Consider the following 18,176-nt stretch of genomic DNA (forward strand, 5'->3'; position numbering starts at 1 on the left):
CTATTAATGTACGAGAAGGAGCAGCTCCAATGTTGCGAGTGGAAAATGTAACGCATTCTTTTAAGAATGGTAATGAAACGACGGCAGTCCTTCATCAAATAGATTTTTCTGTGAAAGAGGGGGAGATGGTTGCATTACTGGGGAGCTCGGGTTCCGGTAAGTCAACCATGCTCAACCTGATGGCAGGTCTGATGAAGCCTACGGAAGGCCACATTTACATTGCTGACCAAGATATTGTGAAGATGAGCGAAAACAAGCTATCTGAATTTCGTAGGAAGCATATCGGGTTTATCTTTCAAGCTTATGAACTGATTACTAGCTTGACTGTCCGTGAAAATGTTGAGTTGCCGCTTGTGTTCCAATCCGTTTCACCATCAATACGTAAGCAAAAAGCTCTGGCCTTGCTGGAAGGGGTCGGCATTCCGGATAAAGCCGACCTGTTCCCTTCACAGTTGTCTGGCGGACAGCAGCAGCGGGTCAGTATTGCACGTTCCTTGATCACAGAACCGTCCGTTATTTTCGCAGATGAACCGACCGGAAATCTGGACTCGAAGACAGAAGAGGAAATTATCAATATCCTGCTTAACCTGAACAAGAAGATGAAGACCACCTTCATCGTTGTAACACACGAGCTCAAAGTAGCAGAACAAATGCAACGGATTTTCACGCTTCAGGACGGATATATGATTACTGAGAAACAAACTTCTTCGGATACAGAACTCGAAGGGGGTAAACTCATTGAGGATTAGTGATATTTCACGTTTGGCTTGGGAGCAAGTCAAACGACGGAAAGTTGTCACAGGTCTTTGTATGGCAGGTATATCGATTGGCTGTGCTGCTATTATTGTTGCTTTAAGTATAGGAGATTCCGCGCAAAGCTATACGGAGCGGGAAATTAACCGGAATTTCAAAATGGATGAAATTACGGTGACTCCGAACAGCGGCATCCCTTCACAAGGGGGCGGAGAAGGAAAAGGAGCCTCTGCCTCTGATGCAAAGCTCGACCCCGGCAGGCTAACGGGCCAGAAGCTGAAAATTGTTCAAGGCCTGCGGCATGTTACCGCAGCAGCACCTTTTCAAGAGCTTGGCTACATACAAATGACTACTATCGATAATAAAATTACGGACGTACAGTTAATCGGAACGGATCTTCGACTATTAACGAAATATGACCATAAATTTAAGCAGGGTGGTCCTTCTGATTCGGTTGGTATGGCAGTACTAAACTATGGAGCAACTGTAGGATTGATTGATGTCGAGACTCGGCAACGTCTTTTTGAACAACTGAGTACTGATCCTTACAATAATAAAATAATGGAACAGTACAACAGTTTAAGCATGCTTCCGTCAGATATGTTCAAACAACAGGTTCAATTACAATCATATGACCCTGCTTCTCAAACTGGACAGTCTCTAATCAGCTCACCCATTCAAATTGTTGGGATATTGGATAGTACTGGGAACCCTGATATGGCGATGTACGACAAGAAGATTTATGTTTCGCTAGAGACTGGTGAGCGTCTGGTGGAACAACTGAAACTAATGAATGGAACTGCTGGGCAAAAGGATGTTTACAACTCAGCCATTGTAAAAGTTGACAGTACGGACAACATCGTACAAGTGGAGAAGCTTATCCAGAAACTTACACTAAATACTAGTACGAATTTGTATCAAAAAGAGGCGATGGCTTCTACATTCAGTATGTTCAAGAAAGCAGCGCTTGGTATTGGTATATTTATTCTAATTATTGCTTCGATCTCGATCATCGTTGCGATGACCATGTCCACCCATCAGCGTCGTCGCCAGATCGGTATTATGAAGGTGCTAGGCGCCAATATGGGGCAAATCCGAAATATGTTCATTACAGAGGCGGCATTGCTCGGGATGCTTGGTGGGTTGCTCGGTATAGGCTTTTCATACTTGATTGTGTTTGGCATAAATAAGCTGATTGGTTCCACAGGAGGAATGGGGATGGGTGAGCCCTTAGTAATCACTATTCCTCTGATGACCCTTCCAATAGGGATCGCATTTGCGGTAATGACAGGCGTACTATCGGGAATTTATCCTGCGATAAGCGCGTCCAGAACGAATGCGCTCACGGCGATAAAACGGGATTAGCTATTTTTAAGTTGAAAGGAAGCAGAAGTGATGAAGAGGAGAATCAAGTGGATTGTATTGGTATTGATTATTATTGCAGCGGGTTATTTTGTATACAACAAGATGTATAAACCCGAGGCACAGCTAGAACCTGTTGAACCACCACAGGCGATAACTTTTGAAGTGACACAGGAAACCATCACCAACTCTGTTCAGGTCAAAGGGAATTCACATTATGAGCAGGAAACGCTTGTATATGCACCATATGCTTCAAAGGTAACAAAGTGGAAGGTTGAGAATGGTGGGCAAGTTAAGAAGGGGGATTTACTGTTTACCCTCGATCAGGAAGCCTTAAAGAATGAAATTGCTACACAAGAGGCGACCATTCGAAAGGCTCAGCTAGAAGCGGAATTAAATGAATTTGTTAGTCAGCAGGACCAGGAGAACGCAGCCCTTGGTGCAACAGAAGCCGAACGTATAAAAGCACTTACAGCCCAAGAATCAGCAAGAATAGGGGATGAGCTTAACCAAGTAAATGCTGAAATACAGGCTCGTGAATTAAAAGAAAAGAAGGCTAAGCTAAATACAGCCCTCTACCATGCTCCTGCAACAGGTGTTTTTCTATTTGACAGTGCGAGTGAAATTCCGCAAACGGTAACAGATAATCAATACATCGGCAAAATTGTAGATATGAACAAGCTTGAATTCATAGCTCTTGTAGGTGAACAAGATGTCTTCCGTATTAAGACGGGAATGAAGGTCGATGTTAAAATGACAGCTTTAAAAGATTTAAAGCTGTCTGGAGAAGTGACTAAGGTATCTAAATTTGCTAAGACTGCTTCGGGTCAAAATACTACTGCTACTTCGGTTCCACAATTTGAAGTGGTAATCTCACTGCAACCTAACGAGCGCTTAATTGGTGGACTAAGCTTGAGCGGAGAAATCGAGACGGTCCGCAAGGAAAATGCCATCGTTGTATCCAGCATCGCAGTAATGCATGAAGGAGATCTCTCCTACGTGATGGTGGATAAAGGCAATGGGGAATATGAACGAAGAGATATCAAAGTGGGCATGGAGACGGCTGACAAAACAGAGGCCGTCTCAGGGTTAAAGGTTGGAGATGTTGTTGTGCTTCAATAGATTGAAATAGACCTAAGCCTATTTCTCAATCGTGAGTCGCCAAGATTTAATATCTTTATTTAGCTCGGTAAGGTCAGGAACCGGAATTGGCTCGTCGGATAGATTATATTTAGCTTTCAATGCTAAAATCCGATAGACGCTCTCATCAATCCGTGATTCCTGTATCTTACCTTTTTTTACATGGTCCAGAAGCGATTCTAATACCCGTTTCTCATTATCATAGCCGTGAGCGATAAGTAAGATATCACTGCCTGCATTTATAGTATCTACCGCTGCTGTGGTAAGGTCATAATTCTTCATGATAGCACCCATAGTCAGGTCATCTGTGATTACGAGTCCTTGATATTTCATGTCACCGCGAAGTAGCTCACCAATGATTTTACTTGATAAAGATGCGGGTTTATCAGGATCAAGTTTCGGGAATAAAATATGAGCGACCATTACGGCATCGGTTCCTTCTTTTATTGCAGCTTGAAACGGGAGCCATTCTAATTTAGCGAGTTCTTCAGCAGTCTTATTCACAATCGGCAGCTCAAGGTGGGAGTCGACGGAAGTATCTCCGTGACCAGGGAAATGTTTGACGACAGGAACAACACCTTCGCTCTCAATTCCTTTCATTTCGGCAATCCCTAGCGTACTGACTAGTTCAGCGGAGCTACCGAAGGAACGATCTCCAATTACGGGATTATCTGGATTGCTATTGATATCAAGGACGGGAGCGAAGTTCATATTAAATCCTGCTGACAATACTTCTCTAGCGAGCAGCTTGCCCATCATTTCGGCAGCGTTAGCATCCTTATGGGTACCGACCTTTCCATTAGAGGGGAAGGAAGCATACTCCTTAGGCATCCGGCTGACTTTTCCGCCCTCCTGATCGATACTCATAAATAAAGGGGCAGGGTTGCCGCTGTTGCTCTCTTTCATGGAATTAACAAGACTGACCATACTCTTCAGATCTTGAATATTGTTCTTATAAAGGATGATTCCACCGACTTTGTCTTCTGCAATCATCCTTTTTGCTTGATCATCCAGAACGGTTCCGTCGATGCCAACAAGGAGCATTTGTCCAATTTTCTCTTCAAGGCTCATACTGGAAACCTGAACAGCAATTGGATCACTCTCTGAGGAGGGAGCTGCTGTGGAACTGGCAACAGGTGAAGATGTGGATTCGGCAGTCGGCGGATTTGTAGCGGCAGCTTGGGAGCTGTTACTGCTATTGGAGCAGCTAGTTAGCAGAAGCATAGATACCATAGCAGAAGCCATTAAAAAGCTAGCAGAGGATGTAGGTTTAAGGATGTTGCGTGTAAAACTGGTCATTAGTATAGTCGTCCCTTCGTTGCTTATTTAGATGTCAGAAGGATGAATCCTTGCTGACTTAGATACACGGTGATAAGATGAACTTAAATCTTTACATATTAAAATTGAATTATGAGGTGACGGTCAAATGAAAGATGGATTAGTAAACGCACTTAATGAACAGATGAATTTCGAGTTTTATTCCGCTCATGTTTATCTAGCTATGGCAGCCTATTGTTCCGGTGAAAGTCTCGATGGATTCGCAAACTTTTTCTTAATTCAAGCAGAAGAAGAACGATTCCATGCCATGAAAATCTATAAGTTCCTTAATGATCGCGATAATCGGGCGACACTTGAAGCTCTACCAGAGCCAAAGAACGAATACTCTTCGATGCTGGATGCTTTTGAACATGCATTCGCGCATGAGCAACAAAACACGAAACGCTTCTATCATTTAGCTGACTTGGCGCTGGATGAGCGTGAACATGCAACGATCTATTTCTTGAAATGGTTTATTGACGAGCAAGTAGAAGAGGAAGCGCTCTTTAGCAACATCATTAGTAAACTGAAACGAATTGATAAAGATAGCAACGCCTTCTACATGCTGGATGCTGAATTTGCTGCACGTACTTTTACAGCTCCTGCTGAGTAAGTAAAGTTACTTAAGATCAGAAGCCTGAGAAATCAGGCTTTTTTTATTTAATTGATGAAGGCAGTTTAATAGCCAGCAGCTTATTATCCGTTCGGATGATCAGCATGCCTCCAGTTTTAAGAGAAGGGGCAAAGTTACGAGATCCTGTCTTCACGGTAAAAATAGGCTTCAACGTCAACATGTCATAAGCGTGAAATAGGCCATCTGATTGTCCGCTATAAACCACATTTCCAAAAAGATCCGTCTGAACTACAGGATTCTCACCATTATTGAGGACTACCGCCTGACCATTTCCAAGTTTGAGTGCGGATAACGTCCCTGTATCATAATTGGAATATAACATTCTTTGCTGATGGACTTGGTTTAGAGGATAATCTTTCTCTTTTGCCATAGAAGTCCAGGTTTGAACTGGCTTACCTTCCGCTGAGTAATTCCAAAAATCATATTTCACAAGCTTTTTGCCCTGAAAAATATAGAAGTCATTTCCATCCAAGAATGCGGTCCCATTTACACCACCAAATGTGAATGCTCCATCTTTATTCTCGGTATCTGTCCATTTATATAAACGTTCTCCTTTAAGTTCACCTGTTTTTACGTTGAATACAGAAACTTTAACATTACGATTCACAGCGTCATCATCCATCATTAACGTATTGGTAATGGAGTAGAGGAGGCCGTCCTTTACTGCTAGTGGCCACCATTGACGGGTATGGTCCCATAGTTTTTTTCCTGTCAGACTGTCATAAGCAGCAAGTGCGCCAGTTGTTAATGCTCCCTGTGAGAGATAACTTCGAATAACAACCCCATCCGTTTCCATAAGTTCCGATAAGCCTGTAAAGTTATTGCTCTCCTCCGCAGCCTTCCATTTGATCTTCCCGCTGACCGCATCGACAGCGGCCAGTTGACTATCTTGTGTTACATAGATGGTGGAGCCTAACCGTTGTATACTGGTGGCTTTAGGTAGTGATAATGAAGCTGACCACGCTTTTTTACCTGCTTCATTAACGGCATAAAGAGAGCCACTCTTAGTCAAACCATAGATAAATCCATTACTGTACGTGAACAACGGGGCTAATACACTTCCGAATTCCCACATTTTTTTACCTGTTGTAGCATTCAATGCGACTAGTTTTTCATTCCGCTGCAAGGCAAAGACTTTCCCATTCTCGGCAAGGGCTGTAACGTTCTGCCCAGTGATTCTATCTTCTTTTAAGATGGCAAGCGGTGATGTCCATACAGGTACAAGAATAGGTGCTTTGACTTCATTGTAATAGGGATTGCTTGTACTTATAACTGCTTGTTCCGCGGAAATGTCGGATAACGATCCGTTGTAAGCTATTGGGGATGCAATGCATGTAACAGCTAAAACTTTAATCATTGTCTTGTGCAAAGACTGAATCATCGTTTCACGCTCCTCAAAAATAGTGATTACTATAATTAGACATTATAAATGGCAAAAAGTTACTACTTCTGTAGAACAAGCATAAACGCCTACGGCTTTTTTTAAGGACGGTAAGCGTTTAAGCGAGAAATATAATACTTAAAGTTGAACTAAGGCAAACTATGTTACGCTCCGCAAAACAGTTATGACCTAGCAACTCTATTTGACGGAGGGAACTATTACGCCTCTTAGCAACACTGTTTCTCTAGACCCACCCGAATCTCGGAGTGTAGTATAGAACAATACTATTCTTTGGGGGTTCTTTTTTTTGGAAAATTACAACGACATCAAACAAGGTGAAAAAGGAGCATGGCTAAGCATAGTTGCCTACATATTCCTGTCCGCCATCAAACTGTTTATTGGTACGGTCGCGGGATCTCAAGCGCTGCTTGCAGATGGCCTGAACAACAGTACTGATATTATCGCTTCTATCGCCATACTAATCGGTCTTAAGATCTCCAGGAGACCGCCGGATTCCAATCATAGCTACGGGCATTTCAGAGCAGAGACCGTGGCATCCTTAATTGCTTCATTTATTATGATCGTTGTAGGGCTTCAAGTGCTGTACCAGGGCGTGAACAAATTTATTCAACCCGAACTGGAAAGTCCAGATCTTATAGCAGCCTGGACGGCAGTTTTTTGTGCTGTGATAATGATGGGCGTATATATGTATAACATTAGACTGGCCCGCTCTATTAATAGTAACGCTATGCGAGCAGTAGCACTAGATAATCGATCAGATGCTTTAGTTAGCATAGGTGCTTTTGTCGGAATTGTGGCTTCTGGATTTGGAATTCCATGGCTTGATCCACTTACAGCGATTATTGTCGGCCTGATTATCTGCAAGACGGCATGGGATATCTTTAGTAAAGCTACACATGACTTAACAGATGGTTTTGATGCGGAAGAGCTTGAACTCATGAAAGAAACCGTTGCTGAAATTGACGGTGTGCAATCCATTAAAGATATTAAAGCTCGCATCCACGGGAATAACGTGCTAGTTGATACAACTGTATTAGTAGATTCCGAGCTTAGTGTGGTGCAGAGCCATGATATTACGGAAGAAATCGAAGAACAATTGAAAGATCGGCACCAAGTTTCAAATGTGCTTGTCCACATAGAACCTGTAATGAAGTAGAAACGGACAATGAATTGTGAATTGTGACTTCCCCATGGATGGATATGGGATTTTCCCTGTGATGTTGTTAATAGATCTTTTGTGCGGAAAGGTGGAGAATTAGTTGTATTTATCGATATGTTAATTTCAGGAAATGGAATGGTGATTTCGTGATTGAATGGAAGGATTCATATGATATCGGCGTTGAGAAAATAGACTGTCAGCACAGACAGTTGCTGGCGAAATTGAATGAATTTTTTGATGCTTGCAGTAAGCAGCAGGGGAAAGAGAAGATCGAAGAAACGCTCAAATTCTTGAAGGAATATACCATCGAGCATTTTAGCAATGAAGAGCAATTGATGGAAGAGATCGATTTTCCTGAATTGGCGGAACATCGTAAGACGCACGCTAATTTTGTGAAAGCCGTTCTTGAATTAGAAGAAACGATTAAAACCAAGGGAGTCTCCGTTCTTTCGACGATTAAGCTTAACCGTACGTTAACCGATTGGCTTCTGAATCACATTAATAAATGCGATAAGCTAATTGGCGAATGTATGGCCACGCGTGATAGAGCAGTATAATTGAAGACCTCCAACGAAGATGCCGACGGGCATTTTCTTTTTTTTTTTACGGGGAATGTGTTAAAGAATTGTAGTGCGTTATTTGATCCATTTTCCGAAGACAGCATCGTAATTTATACTGGGTTAACGGTTTGTGTTATGATTTGAGATAAGACGTATAGAGTTAGTATGGTAAAGGGGAGTGGAACGATGAAAACATTACGAATGTTAGCTTCAGGGTTTGCTATGCTGCTTATTCTGGGCCTTGTTAATTTTTACATTGGGTATCACGGTTGGCTGCTTGTCCATGAATGGTTCTCAGGTGCTTCCTCTGTTCTGTTCTGGACATTATTCCTGCTTGTTGCTTTTGCGTATGTCGTTGGAATGATACCGTGGCCTACAATAGTGAAGCCGTTAGCCAGATTCTTTAAGGTGATTGGGTCGTATTATCTAGCTTGTATGGAATTCGCTATTATCATGTTGCCATTAGCTGATCTGTTATATGTGCTCCTGGGCTGGATGGGTGTCGATCGAACGCACTACGTCTCAGAAGCGGGTGGTACATTGCTAATATTACTGGTTGTTTTTCTAGTCTGGGGTTCGATCAACGCTTGGAGTACAGTAGTTCGTACCCATCCTATTCCCATTGATAAATCCATCGGAACTAGTACGCCACTTACCATCGCGGTTGCATCCGATCTGCATCTAGGAAATATCGTCGGCAATCGGCATCTCAAAAAAATGGTTGCTCAAATGAACGCCATGAAGCCTGATGTGATTTTGCTGGCTGGGGATGTACTTGACGATAGTATTGAGCCTTTTATTCGCAATGGTATGAGTGAACAGCTAAAGCAGCTAAAAGCACGCCATGGGGTCTACGCGGTACTGGGCAATCACGAATATTACGGTGGTTCGATTAAGGAATATACCGATTTAATGGGTAGCATAGGCATTAAAGTCCTACAGGATGAGGTTGAAGAAGTGGCGGGAACTTATATTGTAGGTCGAAAAGATAAGACTGCCGAGACGATGGAAGCCGGTGGTAGATTGAGCGTAAACGCCTTATTGAATGGCCTCGATCTGACGCGTCCTGTGATCATGATGGATCATCAGCCTACCGGATTTGATGTCGCTGCCCAAGAAGGCGTAGATATTCTACTCTCAGGTCATACTCACCGTGGACAGATTGCTCCTAATCACTGGATCACCAAGCGGTTGTTCGAACTGGACTGGGGCTACCTCCGCAAGGATAAATTGCATGTCGTTGTTTCCTCTGGTTATGGGACCTGGGGACCTCCAATCCGTTTAGCCAGCCGTTCGGAGATTATTAAGCTTGAAGTGGTGTTAGACGGGACTAAACAATACAGTGAAGAAGCCGTGTCTACAAAGACGGTGTTAATCTAAAAGAAATTTTTAATGATATGAGGCTGCCCGAATCCGTAGAATTTTTCTGCGAGCTGAGGCAGTTTCTTTTTTTTTTGACAATTAGTAGAGCTTGTAGTATGGTTTAAAATAGTTAAGCACTTAACTAAATTGGAGTTGAGAAATCTAAGATGGATCATTTACAACCGTTGGTATTGAATCAGCCGCTACATACTCAGGCATTTTTCACTTTAGTTGATACTACTGCAAGCTTAGTTTCTGTATCTGATAAATATTGGCAGTCGAAAGGATTAAATGGCGCAAGAATTCGTACCTTGGTAGAAATATCTAAACAGGGCGGTACGATTTTACCTTCTACACTGGCTCACAATATTGGGGTTACTAAAGCTAATATTAGTCTGTTGCTGATACCCCTGGAGAAAGATGGTTGGATTACCCGCTCGAACCATACTCAGGATGGTAGAAAAAGCGTTATTTCAATTACGGGTGAAGGACAACGATTACTTTTGGAGCATCTTCCCGGAAATCGTCAAGCGGTCGCTGAACGTATGCAGGGTCTGGATGAACAAGAGCTTCGGCAACTCATCGTTTTATTAGAAAAGCTTAGCAATGGCTAAATATAAATAATATTGTAGTCTCGAAAACATGGAACAGAAAGGTTGGGGTGTTATGTCAATTATGGTTACTGGGGCTACTGGTCAATTAGGAAGTTTGATTATAGACAATCTTCTTCAGTTTGTGCCGGCAGGTGAGATTATCGCATGTGTTCGTGATCGGGAGAAAGCAAATGATCTTTTGGAAAAAGGGATTGAGATTCGCTTTGGCGATTATGATCAGCCTGATACTCTAATTTAAGCTTTTACAGGTGTAGCAGAGCTATTATTCATCTCTAGTTCACATCCCGATGATAACGTCAGATTAACTCAACATTCTGAGGTTATTCATGCAGCATCAAAGGCAGGGGTGAAGCATTTGCTGTATACAAGCTTCGCATTTCCACCTAAAGGACAAATTCCAGCTAATCATGTTCACTTACTTACAGAGCAGATGATTCTTAAATCAGGTATTGACTATACATTTCTACGCAACGCTTTGTATATGGATTTTGTAGATGTACTAGGGCTGAAAGAGGCGATCCAAAGCGGTGAGTTAATCACCTATCCGGGGAACTGGTTATTTAATTCGGTGACACGAAGGGATCTCGCTTTAGCTACGGCGGTCGTTCTTACAACTACAGGTCATCTTAATCAGATTTATGAATTAACCGCACCGCGCTCTTGGGACTTCAGCGAACTTGCGGAGGTATTATCCGAGCTGACAGGAAAAAGAATCGTTCATCGGCAGGATTCAAGCATTCAGCACTGGATTTATTCATTCCTTGGGAAGATAGATACAGCTTCTACTTCAAAAGATATGGAGAGACTAATGGGACGGCCTGTTACCTCTTTGAAGGAAAGTATAATCACTTTCCTTCAGGTTTAAATAATGACTCTGACTAATTCAACTATATAGTGGTTCGATCTAAAGTAAGTAAATAATTATATTTACTGGCATGTTTTAATTCATCTAATATAATCCCATAAACAGTATCGCGGTATACTCCAACAGGCAGACCAAACCATATTTTGCGGTACTTTTCGACTGCAGCCAGTTCACCTTGGAGTGCTTTTTCTAATCCTTCTTCATAAGAACTGATCCGTTGATATTGCTCACTACTAATCCCAGTGATATCTTGCCCCGTAATTTCTTTGAACATCCCGCGGAACATGGAGTTGTGACCCCGTTCGTCATCTCGTATTGAGGTGATGATGGAGGCTTGCTCGGAATTTGGGGCCAGTTTGATAAGTTCATCATAGAAAAGCTCATCATTTCGTTCACCTTGCACAGCTTCTTTGATTAAATTTAATGCTTGAGGAAGAGAGGTTGCCCAGATAGGTTTGAAATCAGATCTATTCTGAGATAAAGGTGTCCAATACATAGTTCTTACTACCTCCTGATTCGTTCGTTATTATTAGAGTAGTATATGTACGAATGCCCAAAATGGTCTCTTTCGGTTCTTTAGTTGTTCTAACCCTTTAAAGTTGATACTATGGGTTCATCCGTTATTCAGGGAGTGTAAATGATGAAAAAGATTTTAGTAGCAGATGATGATAGTAATATTCGTACATTATTAAAGCATGTATTGACCAGAGAAGGTTATCAAGTAATGGAGGCCAGCGATGGCCGGGACGCGATACATAAACTGAAAGAAAGCATTGCGGACTTAGCCGTTGTGGATGTGATGATGCCGCATGTGGATGGGTTAGAGCTATGCCAGCATATAAGAGAAACGTATGATATACCGATCATTTTGTTAACAGCCCGGCAACAGCTAAGTGATAAAGAACAAGGCTATCTGCGGGGGACAGATGATTATGTAACGAAACCTTTTGAGCCGGAAGAATTGTTGTTTCGGATCAAAGCTTTATTTCGGCGTTATTCCATCGCTTCGGATGATCGGATTCGTTTAAATTCACTAGTTATTGATCGAAAGAATTATGAGATTACTGATGGTGATGAAGTACTACTGTTACCGGTAAAGGAATTTGAACTGCTCGCGCAACTGGCACAATATCCAGGAAGACTGTATTCACGCAGTGAGCTGATTGAACTAGTGTGGGGAATGGATTATGAAGGTGATGAACGTACGGTGGATGTACATATCAAGCGATTGCGTCAACGATTTTTGGATTATCAGAATGACTTTGTGATTCGGACGGTACGGGGAATTGGATATAAATTGGAGATGGTGAGCTCGTGAAGTCTTTGTATGTGAGAATGTGCATTCTCTTTTGCTCGGCCATTGTGGTGAGCAGCCTTCTCGGCTTCTTGGTATCTAATATTTATTATCAAGCTCAGATTAAATCGCAGAACGATGCGAAGCTTACGGGGATGGCCATTGATATCCAGCAGTTTGCAGAATCTCACCCGGAATCTATGGAGGATTACCTGCGAAGTGTAGCTGTACTGGGATATAAGATCTATTTAACCAATGTAGAGGGCCAATCCCGATTTTACGGCAAGCCATTTCGGAAAGAGGACTTAGATCCGCAACAATTAGAGAAGGTCCTGAATGGACAAGTGTATCATGGTGTTGCTGAGTTTCCTGACAGCGCATTTATTACAGGTTTTTTTGACAATCAATTACGCAATACGATAGGCGTACCTATTGAAGTCAATAATGAGACTTTTGCGTTATTCATGCGGCCGGATGCAGAGGTTCAGTTCGGTGAACTGCGCGTGTTTTTTGCTGTCATCATCGGTTTTACCGTGTTATTCAGTCTAGGATTCGTCATGATCAGCGTACTGCATGTGGTCAGACCCATTACACGTTTGACAACGGCAACTAAACGGATTTCAAAAGGTAGATATGATATTAAATTAAATACTTGGCGCCGGGATGAGATTGGCCAGTTAGCCTCACACTTTATGATTATGAGTCGTGAGCTGGAACGGACCAATCGTGCGCGTCAAGAGTTTGTTGCGAATGTGTCTCATGAAATCGAATCGCCATTAACTTCTATTCAAGGATTTGCCCAAACCCTTAAAGATCCTACATTACCAGAGGATGAACGGATAGAGTACCTCAATATTATTGATCAAGAAAGCCATCGTCTATCGATGCTTAGTAAACAGCTGCTAACGTTATCTTCCCTCGATTATGATCCGAATTCCTTGCAGAAGAAACCTATAGATTTGCGTGCACAGCTTCGGCAGGTTGTACAAATCATGGAGTGGAGATTAACAGAGAAGCAATTAGCGGTTCGTTTAAGTCTTGCGGACATTAGCGTACATGGCGATTCCAATCTATTGTATCAGGTGTGGATGAACCTCATTACTAATGCTATCAAATATACACCCGCTGAGGGATCTATTATGATTTCCGCAAAGCTTGACGAAGGGAACTGTGTAGTAACCTTTTCGGATACTGGGGATGGTATTCCTGCTGAGGAATTACCACTCATCTTTGACCGTTTTTATAAAGTCGACCGGGCACGTACACGAGAAACGCATAGTAGCGGTCTTGGGCTGGCGATTACGCAAAAAATTGTAGAGACACATAACGGAACCATAGAAGTATCCAGTACAGTTGGCAAAGGCACGACCTTTACTGTAACTCTTCCGCTTTTGTAACTCGTTATTCATACTCCGTTCATTTTCATCTTCTAAACTGTGACTATACAGATTAGAAGGAGTGGTAATATGTTTCTAGCCTTAAGAGAAATGCGACATTCTAAAGCCAGATACCTGTTAATAATGGTAATCATGTTATTGGTTTCCTTTCTTGTACTTTTCGTAACGGGGCTGGCCAGAGGATTAGCGTATGCTAATATCTCAGCAATAGAGAATATGCCGGCAAACTATTACGTGGTGCAGAAGGATGCGGATCAGACGTTTAGACGTTCTCAGTTAACGGATACGGAGCTCGATAGTGTTCGAGCAGTAGTAGGAGATAATAATGCCTCTTCACTCGCTCTACAGATGAGTACAGTGACTACGAACGATGTGGATACTAAAGCAGACGTAACTTTTTTCGCAGTTGATATGAACGGTTTACTGGCTCCAAAAGTGATTGAAGGTGACAAGATTACGAATGATACGCAGGGAAGTGTCATCGTTGATCGTGACTTGGAACAGTCGGGCATTAAGATTGGTAGCACGATCCAAGATCAGGCAACTGGGAAGGAATTTAAAGTTACAGGATATGTTGAGAATAGCTCATACAGCCATACCCCAGTAGTCTATATTAACAATAAAGATTGGCAGGAAATGAGACAAGGCGTTAATCAAGGTAGTGAGGCTACATCTGGAGCGCCTTTTAATGTAATTGCGCTTAATGCAAACGCAGGGCAAGTGGATAAGATCTCTGCTAGTACGAAAAATGTGGAAGTTATTAAGCAAAAAGAAGCGATCTCTAATATTCCGGGTTATTCATCAGAACAAGGTTCACTGCTTATGATGATTGCCTTCCTGTTCGTAATCGCTGGTTTTGTTCTGGCTGTATTCTTCTATGTCATTACAATTCAGAAAACAAGCCAGTTTGGCATTCTGAAAGCCATGGGTACAAAAATGTCTTACTTGGCTTGGAGCGTTGTAGGGCAGGTCATGATATTGGCTATTGCAAGTCTAAGCATTAGCTTGCTGCTAACCTTTGGAATGAATCAGGTACTACCAGACACTATGCCGTTCCAACTGGAACCTTCTACGATTCTATTAACCAGCGGCTTGTTCGTGGGGATGTCTCTTTTAGGATCACTTATTTCTGTCGCTAAAGTGGCAAAAGTAGATGCATTAGAAGCAATTGGGAGGGCTGGAGCATGAGTGCTAAATTATTGATGAAGCAAGTAACCAAGACTTACGGAGACGGCGATACAACGGTATCTGTTCTGAACAATTTGAATCTTATAGTCAATGAAGGGGAATTCGTTGCTGTCCTTGGACCATCTGGAACAGGGAAGAGTACATTCCTATCAGCAGCGGGGGCGCTTCTTACGCCAACCAGTGGTGAAATTTTTATAGACGGAGAATCTCTTACAGATAAAAGTAAAAGTGAGCTGACTGAGCTACGATTAGAGAAGATAGGCTTTATGTTCCAAAGCGCACAGCTATTGCCCTACTTGAAGGTAGAAGAGCAGCTTCTCTTTGTAGCTAAACAGGGGAAGATGAGTTCTAAAGAAGCTAAGGAACGGGCAGCTGATTTGATGAAGCGTCTGGATATCTGGAAACGTCGAAACCATTACCCTGAGCAACTATCAGGTGGGGAGAAGCAACGTGTAGCTATCGCAAGAGCTTGGATGAATAAACCTGCAATCTTGTTTGCAGATGAACCAACAGCAAGCTTAGATTTCAAACGAGGTAGAGAAGTTGTGCAAATGATTGCTGACGAAGTAAAGAATGAGGGTAAAGCTGCCGTAATGGTCACTCATGATGAACGGATGCTCGAATGGTGTGATCGAGTGCTGCATCTGGAAGATGGTCATTTGGTTGAACATGAGTTAAGCAAAATTTAGTAAAAAAACGATTCATGCTATTTATGGCATGAATCGTTTTTTTTGTGTGTGAACAATAGTTTGTTCTTATTTGTCAGCTATGGTGACTTGGCCTGAGCCATATGTGTCAAACCAGCCTTTAATCGTGTTGAAATCACTGCTGAATGACAGTGCCAGCTCTAATAGAATTCGGGCATGGGCTGCGTTCAGATTATCTCCGGCAATTATGCCGTCACTTGAAGCATAGTTGGAACCGGAACCCGTACGCGTGGTAGACACGAAGATAACTCCGTTTTCCTTAATAGCTTTCGTACGGGCTTCTCCCATAGCTTTAGATACGCCGCCAGCCCCTGTTCCTGAAGTTACAATACCTTTTGCTCCATCTTGAACAAAACCTGTAATTGCCCCAGAACCGGCATCTTGATAAGCATAAGCAATTTCTACCTTAGGCATATCACTGCTCTTAATCTTCGTTAGGTCGAACGGCGTTGCCCATTTGTCAGCGGTCAATAGTGCTCTGGAATTCGCCCGATAAATTCTGATATTATTCTCATCGATATATCCGAGGATTCCTAGTTGTGGAGATTCAAAAGTGTCTGTACGATAGGCATTCGTCTTGGTAACCTCTCTAGCCGTATGAATCTCGTCATTTAGCATGAGCACAGTACCGTAATACTTCGTCTTTCCGCTAGCTGCTAGTTTAATAGCGTTAAATAGATTGGCCTGAGCGTCACTTCCGATAACTGTCCATGGACGCATAGAGCCAGTTACTACGACAGGTTTGGAGCTACGCACTGTAAGATCAAGGAAATATGCAATTTCCTCCATCGTATCGGTACCTGTAGTAACAACGATGCCATCTTGGGTTTCTAGTGCTTTATCTACTTTTAAAGAGAGATCATATAGTTGTTGCATGGTGTACGAGCCAGAGCCTGCATTCCCAAATTGATAGCTAGTTACATCGGCGAACTTTTTAAGGTTAGGCAGTGCTTTAACCATATCTTCCATTAACAAAGTCCCGGCTTTATAGTTCTGGAAGCTGGTCTCATCCACAGATTTACCGGCAATAGTACCACCGGTTGCTATGACTTGGACCTTTGGAAGCTTAACCGTTCCTTCAATCGTTTGGGTAACCTCAGCGGCGTAAGTGGTAGAAACGGGAAGCATTGTTGTAGCAGAGAAGAGTAGAGTGAAAGAGAGTCCTGCGGCAACAGTAGTTTTGGCGAGCATTGATTGTAATCCATTCATAGATGTAACCTCCCATTTGATTATGTATTCTCATGCTTATGTTATTTTATATTACATAAACGTGATTCATGATTGGATTATATCTATGAATATATTATAATGACAAGTTTGCTAACATATTAATAAAACGCTTAAATACACTATTAATAAAGGATATCTATTGATTTCTTGTGTATACTATGAATTTTATTATATTATTTTTAAAGTGAAATATAATATTAATGTTATATTTTATTACATAATAATAGAGATGAATAAATAACATAATGCCGGACAATCTTTATGAGATTGTCCGGCATAGTTATTAGAAATACCTGACTACTTATCTTTTCTAGCGACAAGTAGTTTTTGAATAAAGACATGGGTAGCCATGGAGGAGGAGCTTTCTTTATGGCGAATGATGGAGAATTGTCTTTCAAGATGATGTTGTCTGATGGGAAGCTCACAGATTTCACCACTTGCTAATTCTTTGCGCACAATCCATCTGGAGAGCATCGCGATTCCCAAACCGGAGGCAACAGCTTCCTTAACTCCTTGACTACTGTTGAAGACATAGGATCTTTTGACAGAAATCTCTTCTGCTTGAATGAAATGATCACTGAAAGCACGCGTTCCAGAGCCAAGCTCTCGCAGAACCCAAACCTGATTTTGTAGCATCCCTTGCTCCACAGAGACTATTTTTGACAAAGGGTGGTTGGCCGGGGAGACCATAATCATCTCGTCCTTCATGTAAGGGGTAACGATCAGATCATTCTCATGGGCTTCTCCTTCGATAAACCCAATATCCAATTCATTGGCTCTTACCCCACCAATAATTTCTTCAGTATTACCGATCGTCACCTGAAGCTTGACTTGTGGGTATTGATTTGCAAATTCCGCAAGTCTTGAGGGTAATATATACTCTCCAATCGTAAAGCTCGCACCAATATGTATACTGCCAGTAACCTCATCCTGTAGCATTTGTATTTCCTGATGAGCTTCTTCGAAGTGGGCCAATATTTGTTTGGCGTGATTATAAAGTATTGTACCTGCTTCGGTTAATTTTACCTGTTTCGAGGATCGGTGTAGAAGCTTTGCGCCTAGTTCATTCTCGAGATTCCGGATATGTAGACTGACACCGGGTTGAGATAGATTCAGTAATTCTCCTGCTTTAGAGAAATGACTTTGCTCAGCTACAGTAACGAATACCCGTAATGTATCCACAATCATAAAA

The 18,176-nt window shown here is 42.1% G+C and carries 20 protein-coding genes; 15 read left to right on the top strand and 5 right to left on the bottom strand.

Translation table 11 applies throughout. The features are described from left to right. The first annotated feature begins 29 nt into the window (after nucleotides 1-29). The 3 genes from MKY99_RS13500 to MKY99_RS13510 are packed head-to-tail and all read left to right on the top strand — an operon-like array spanning nucleotide 30 to nucleotide 3,237. Nucleotides 30-749: an ABC transporter ATP-binding protein gene (locus MKY99_RS13500; RefSeq protein WP_283911819.1), complete on the top strand. Its 720-nt coding sequence runs from the start codon at nucleotides 30-32 to the stop codon at nucleotides 747-749. Continuing rightward, nucleotides 739-2,118: an ABC transporter permease gene (locus MKY99_RS13505; protein WP_042187872.1), complete on the top strand. Its 1,380-nt coding sequence runs from the start codon at nucleotides 739-741 to the stop codon at nucleotides 2,116-2,118. The genes MKY99_RS13500 and MKY99_RS13505 overlap by 11 nt, the downstream gene beginning before the upstream one ends. Nucleotides 2,119-2,148: 30 nt before the next feature. Beyond that, nucleotides 2,149-3,237, top strand: coding sequence for an efflux RND transporter periplasmic adaptor subunit (locus tag MKY99_RS13510; protein WP_042187874.1), 1,089 nt, complete (start codon nucleotides 2,149-2,151; stop codon nucleotides 3,235-3,237). 18 nt (nucleotides 3,238-3,255) lie between these two features. Here the strand turns inward: MKY99_RS13510 and nagZ are convergent, their stop codons facing one another. Beyond that, on the bottom strand, nucleotides 3,256-4,326 hold the full coding sequence (gene nagZ / locus MKY99_RS13515; protein WP_339271030.1) for a beta-N-acetylhexosaminidase: 1,071 nt from the start codon (nucleotides 4,324-4,326) through the stop codon (nucleotides 3,256-3,258). Nucleotides 4,327-4,375: 49 nt separating this feature from the next. On the opposite strand from nagZ, the gene MKY99_RS13520 reads away from it, so the two are divergent. Beyond that, complete coding sequence (locus MKY99_RS13520; RefSeq protein ID WP_339271032.1) at nucleotides 4,376-4,585, top strand: hypothetical protein; 210 nt, start codon at nucleotides 4,376-4,378, stop codon at nucleotides 4,583-4,585. A 96-nt stretch (nucleotides 4,586-4,681) separates the two neighbouring features. Continuing rightward, entirely contained in the window at nucleotides 4,682-5,185 is a 504-nt protein-coding gene (locus tag MKY99_RS13525; protein ID WP_042127399.1) for a ferritin, read from the top strand. A gap of 43 nt (nucleotides 5,186-5,228) precedes the next feature. Here MKY99_RS13525 and MKY99_RS13530 read toward each other — a convergent pair whose 3' ends face one another. After that, nucleotides 5,229-6,587 (bottom strand): PQQ-binding-like beta-propeller repeat protein, encoded by a 1,359-nt coding sequence (locus tag MKY99_RS13530; protein ID WP_339271034.1) that lies wholly within the window; start codon nucleotides 6,585-6,587, stop codon nucleotides 5,229-5,231. A 307-nt stretch (nucleotides 6,588-6,894) separates the two neighbouring features. Between MKY99_RS13530 and MKY99_RS13535 the strand changes: the two genes are divergently transcribed. From MKY99_RS13535 to MKY99_RS13560, 6 genes are all read left to right on the top strand, one after another. Continuing rightward, nucleotides 6,895-7,764 (top strand): cation diffusion facilitator family transporter, encoded by an 870-nt coding sequence (locus MKY99_RS13535; RefSeq protein WP_042187882.1) that lies wholly within the window; start codon nucleotides 6,895-6,897, stop codon nucleotides 7,762-7,764. A 149-nt stretch (nucleotides 7,765-7,913) separates the two neighbouring features. Beyond that, entirely contained in the window at nucleotides 7,914-8,324 is a 411-nt protein-coding gene (locus MKY99_RS13540) for a bacteriohemerythrin (RefSeq protein ID WP_081382799.1), read from the top strand. 189 nt (nucleotides 8,325-8,513) lie between these two features. Then, nucleotides 8,514-9,707: a metallophosphoesterase gene (locus tag MKY99_RS13545; protein WP_339271037.1), complete on the top strand. Its 1,194-nt coding sequence runs from the start codon at nucleotides 8,514-8,516 to the stop codon at nucleotides 9,705-9,707. A gap of 149 nt (nucleotides 9,708-9,856) precedes the next feature. Continuing rightward, nucleotides 9,857-10,303 carry a MarR family transcriptional regulator gene (locus tag MKY99_RS13550; protein WP_339271039.1) on the top strand — a complete coding sequence of 149 codons (447 nt, stop codon included), beginning with the start codon at nucleotides 9,857-9,859 and terminating at the stop codon, nucleotides 10,301-10,303. Nucleotides 10,304-10,355: 52 nt separating this feature from the next. Then, nucleotides 10,356-10,541: an SDR family oxidoreductase gene (locus MKY99_RS13555; protein WP_339271041.1), complete on the top strand. Its 186-nt coding sequence runs from the start codon at nucleotides 10,356-10,358 to the stop codon at nucleotides 10,539-10,541. Nucleotides 10,542-10,571: 30 nt separating this feature from the next. Further along, nucleotides 10,572-11,168, top strand: coding sequence for an NmrA family NAD(P)-binding protein (locus MKY99_RS13560; RefSeq protein ID WP_339271631.1), 597 nt, complete (start codon nucleotides 10,572-10,574; stop codon nucleotides 11,166-11,168). A 22-nt stretch (nucleotides 11,169-11,190) separates the two neighbouring features. Here MKY99_RS13560 and MKY99_RS13565 read toward each other — a convergent pair whose 3' ends face one another. Then, entirely contained in the window at nucleotides 11,191-11,664 is a 474-nt protein-coding gene (locus MKY99_RS13565) for a ferritin-like domain-containing protein (protein WP_042187885.1), read from the bottom strand. A gap of 144 nt (nucleotides 11,665-11,808) precedes the next feature. Between MKY99_RS13565 and MKY99_RS13570 the strand changes: the two genes are divergently transcribed. The 4 genes from MKY99_RS13570 (at nucleotide 11,809) to MKY99_RS13585 (ending at nucleotide 15,736) form a co-directional block, all read left to right on the top strand. Then, nucleotides 11,809-12,486, top strand: coding sequence for a response regulator transcription factor (locus tag MKY99_RS13570; protein ID WP_042187886.1), 678 nt, complete (start codon nucleotides 11,809-11,811; stop codon nucleotides 12,484-12,486). Further along, a complete protein-coding gene (locus tag MKY99_RS13575) occupies nucleotides 12,483-13,859 on the top strand; it encodes a HAMP domain-containing sensor histidine kinase (RefSeq protein ID WP_339247871.1) in 1,377 nt (458 codons plus the stop codon). Before MKY99_RS13570 ends, MKY99_RS13575 begins: the two co-directional genes overlap by 4 nt. Nucleotides 13,860-13,949: 90 nt before the next feature. Beyond that, nucleotides 13,950-15,047, top strand: a complete 1,098-nt coding sequence (locus MKY99_RS13580; RefSeq protein ID WP_339271043.1) for an ABC transporter permease — start codon at nucleotides 13,950-13,952, stop codon at nucleotides 15,045-15,047. Further along, nucleotides 15,044-15,736: an ABC transporter ATP-binding protein gene (locus MKY99_RS13585; protein ID WP_042187892.1), complete on the top strand. Its 693-nt coding sequence runs from the start codon at nucleotides 15,044-15,046 to the stop codon at nucleotides 15,734-15,736. The genes MKY99_RS13580 and MKY99_RS13585 overlap by 4 nt, the downstream gene beginning before the upstream one ends. Nucleotides 15,737-15,802: 66 nt before the next feature. On the opposite strand, the gene MKY99_RS13590 is transcribed toward MKY99_RS13585, so the two are convergent. After that, complete coding sequence (locus tag MKY99_RS13590; protein WP_076286350.1) at nucleotides 15,803-16,963, bottom strand: asparaginase; 1,161 nt, start codon at nucleotides 16,961-16,963, stop codon at nucleotides 15,803-15,805. A 318-nt stretch (nucleotides 16,964-17,281) separates the two neighbouring features. Then, nucleotides 17,282-18,172, bottom strand: coding sequence for a LysR substrate-binding domain-containing protein (locus MKY99_RS13595; protein ID WP_339271046.1), 891 nt, complete (start codon nucleotides 18,170-18,172; stop codon nucleotides 17,282-17,284). Nucleotides 18,173-18,176 lie beyond the last annotated feature (4 nt).

It is taken from the genome of Paenibacillus sp. FSL R5-0470 (genome assembly GCF_037975205.1).
GTDB lineage: Bacteria > Bacillota > Bacilli > Paenibacillales > Paenibacillaceae > Paenibacillus_AQ.

Bases quoted from the DNA above. Each gene is read 5' to 3' on its own strand.
- MKY99_RS13500 (WP_283911819.1), top strand. From the start codon at position 30: ATGTTGCGAGTGGAAAATGTAACGCATTCTTTTAAGAATGGTAATGAA.
- nagZ (WP_339271030.1), bottom strand. From the start codon at position 4,326: ATGAGCCTTGAAGAGAAAATTGGACAAATGCTCCTTGTTGGCATCGAC.
- MKY99_RS13565 (WP_042187885.1), bottom strand. From the start codon at position 11,664: ATGTATTGGACACCTTTATCTCAGAATAGATCTGATTTCAAACCTATC.
- MKY99_RS13595 (WP_339271046.1), bottom strand. From the start codon at position 18,172: ATGATTGTGGATACATTACGGGTATTCGTTACTGTAGCTGAGCAAAGT.
- MKY99_RS13510 (WP_042187874.1), top strand. From the start codon at position 2,149: ATGAAGAGGAGAATCAAGTGGATTGTATTGGTATTGATTATTATTGCA.
- MKY99_RS13550 (WP_339271039.1), top strand. From the start codon at position 9,857: ATGGATCATTTACAACCGTTGGTATTGAATCAGCCGCTACATACTCAG.
- MKY99_RS13530 (WP_339271034.1), bottom strand. From the start codon at position 6,587: ATGATTCAGTCTTTGCACAAGACAATGATTAAAGTTTTAGCTGTTACA.
- MKY99_RS13570 (WP_042187886.1), top strand. From the start codon at position 11,809: ATGAAAAAGATTTTAGTAGCAGATGATGATAGTAATATTCGTACATTA.
- MKY99_RS13580 (WP_339271043.1), top strand. From the start codon at position 13,950: ATGCGACATTCTAAAGCCAGATACCTGTTAATAATGGTAATCATGTTA.
- MKY99_RS13545 (WP_339271037.1), top strand. From the start codon at position 8,514: ATGAAAACATTACGAATGTTAGCTTCAGGGTTTGCTATGCTGCTTATT.
- MKY99_RS13555 (WP_339271041.1), top strand. From the start codon at position 10,356: ATGTCAATTATGGTTACTGGGGCTACTGGTCAATTAGGAAGTTTGATT.
- MKY99_RS13585 (WP_042187892.1), top strand. From the start codon at position 15,044: ATGAGTGCTAAATTATTGATGAAGCAAGTAACCAAGACTTACGGAGAC.
- MKY99_RS13525 (WP_042127399.1), top strand. From the start codon at position 4,682: ATGAAAGATGGATTAGTAAACGCACTTAATGAACAGATGAATTTCGAG.
- MKY99_RS13590 (WP_076286350.1), bottom strand. From the start codon at position 16,963: ATGAATGGATTACAATCAATGCTCGCCAAAACTACTGTTGCCGCAGGA.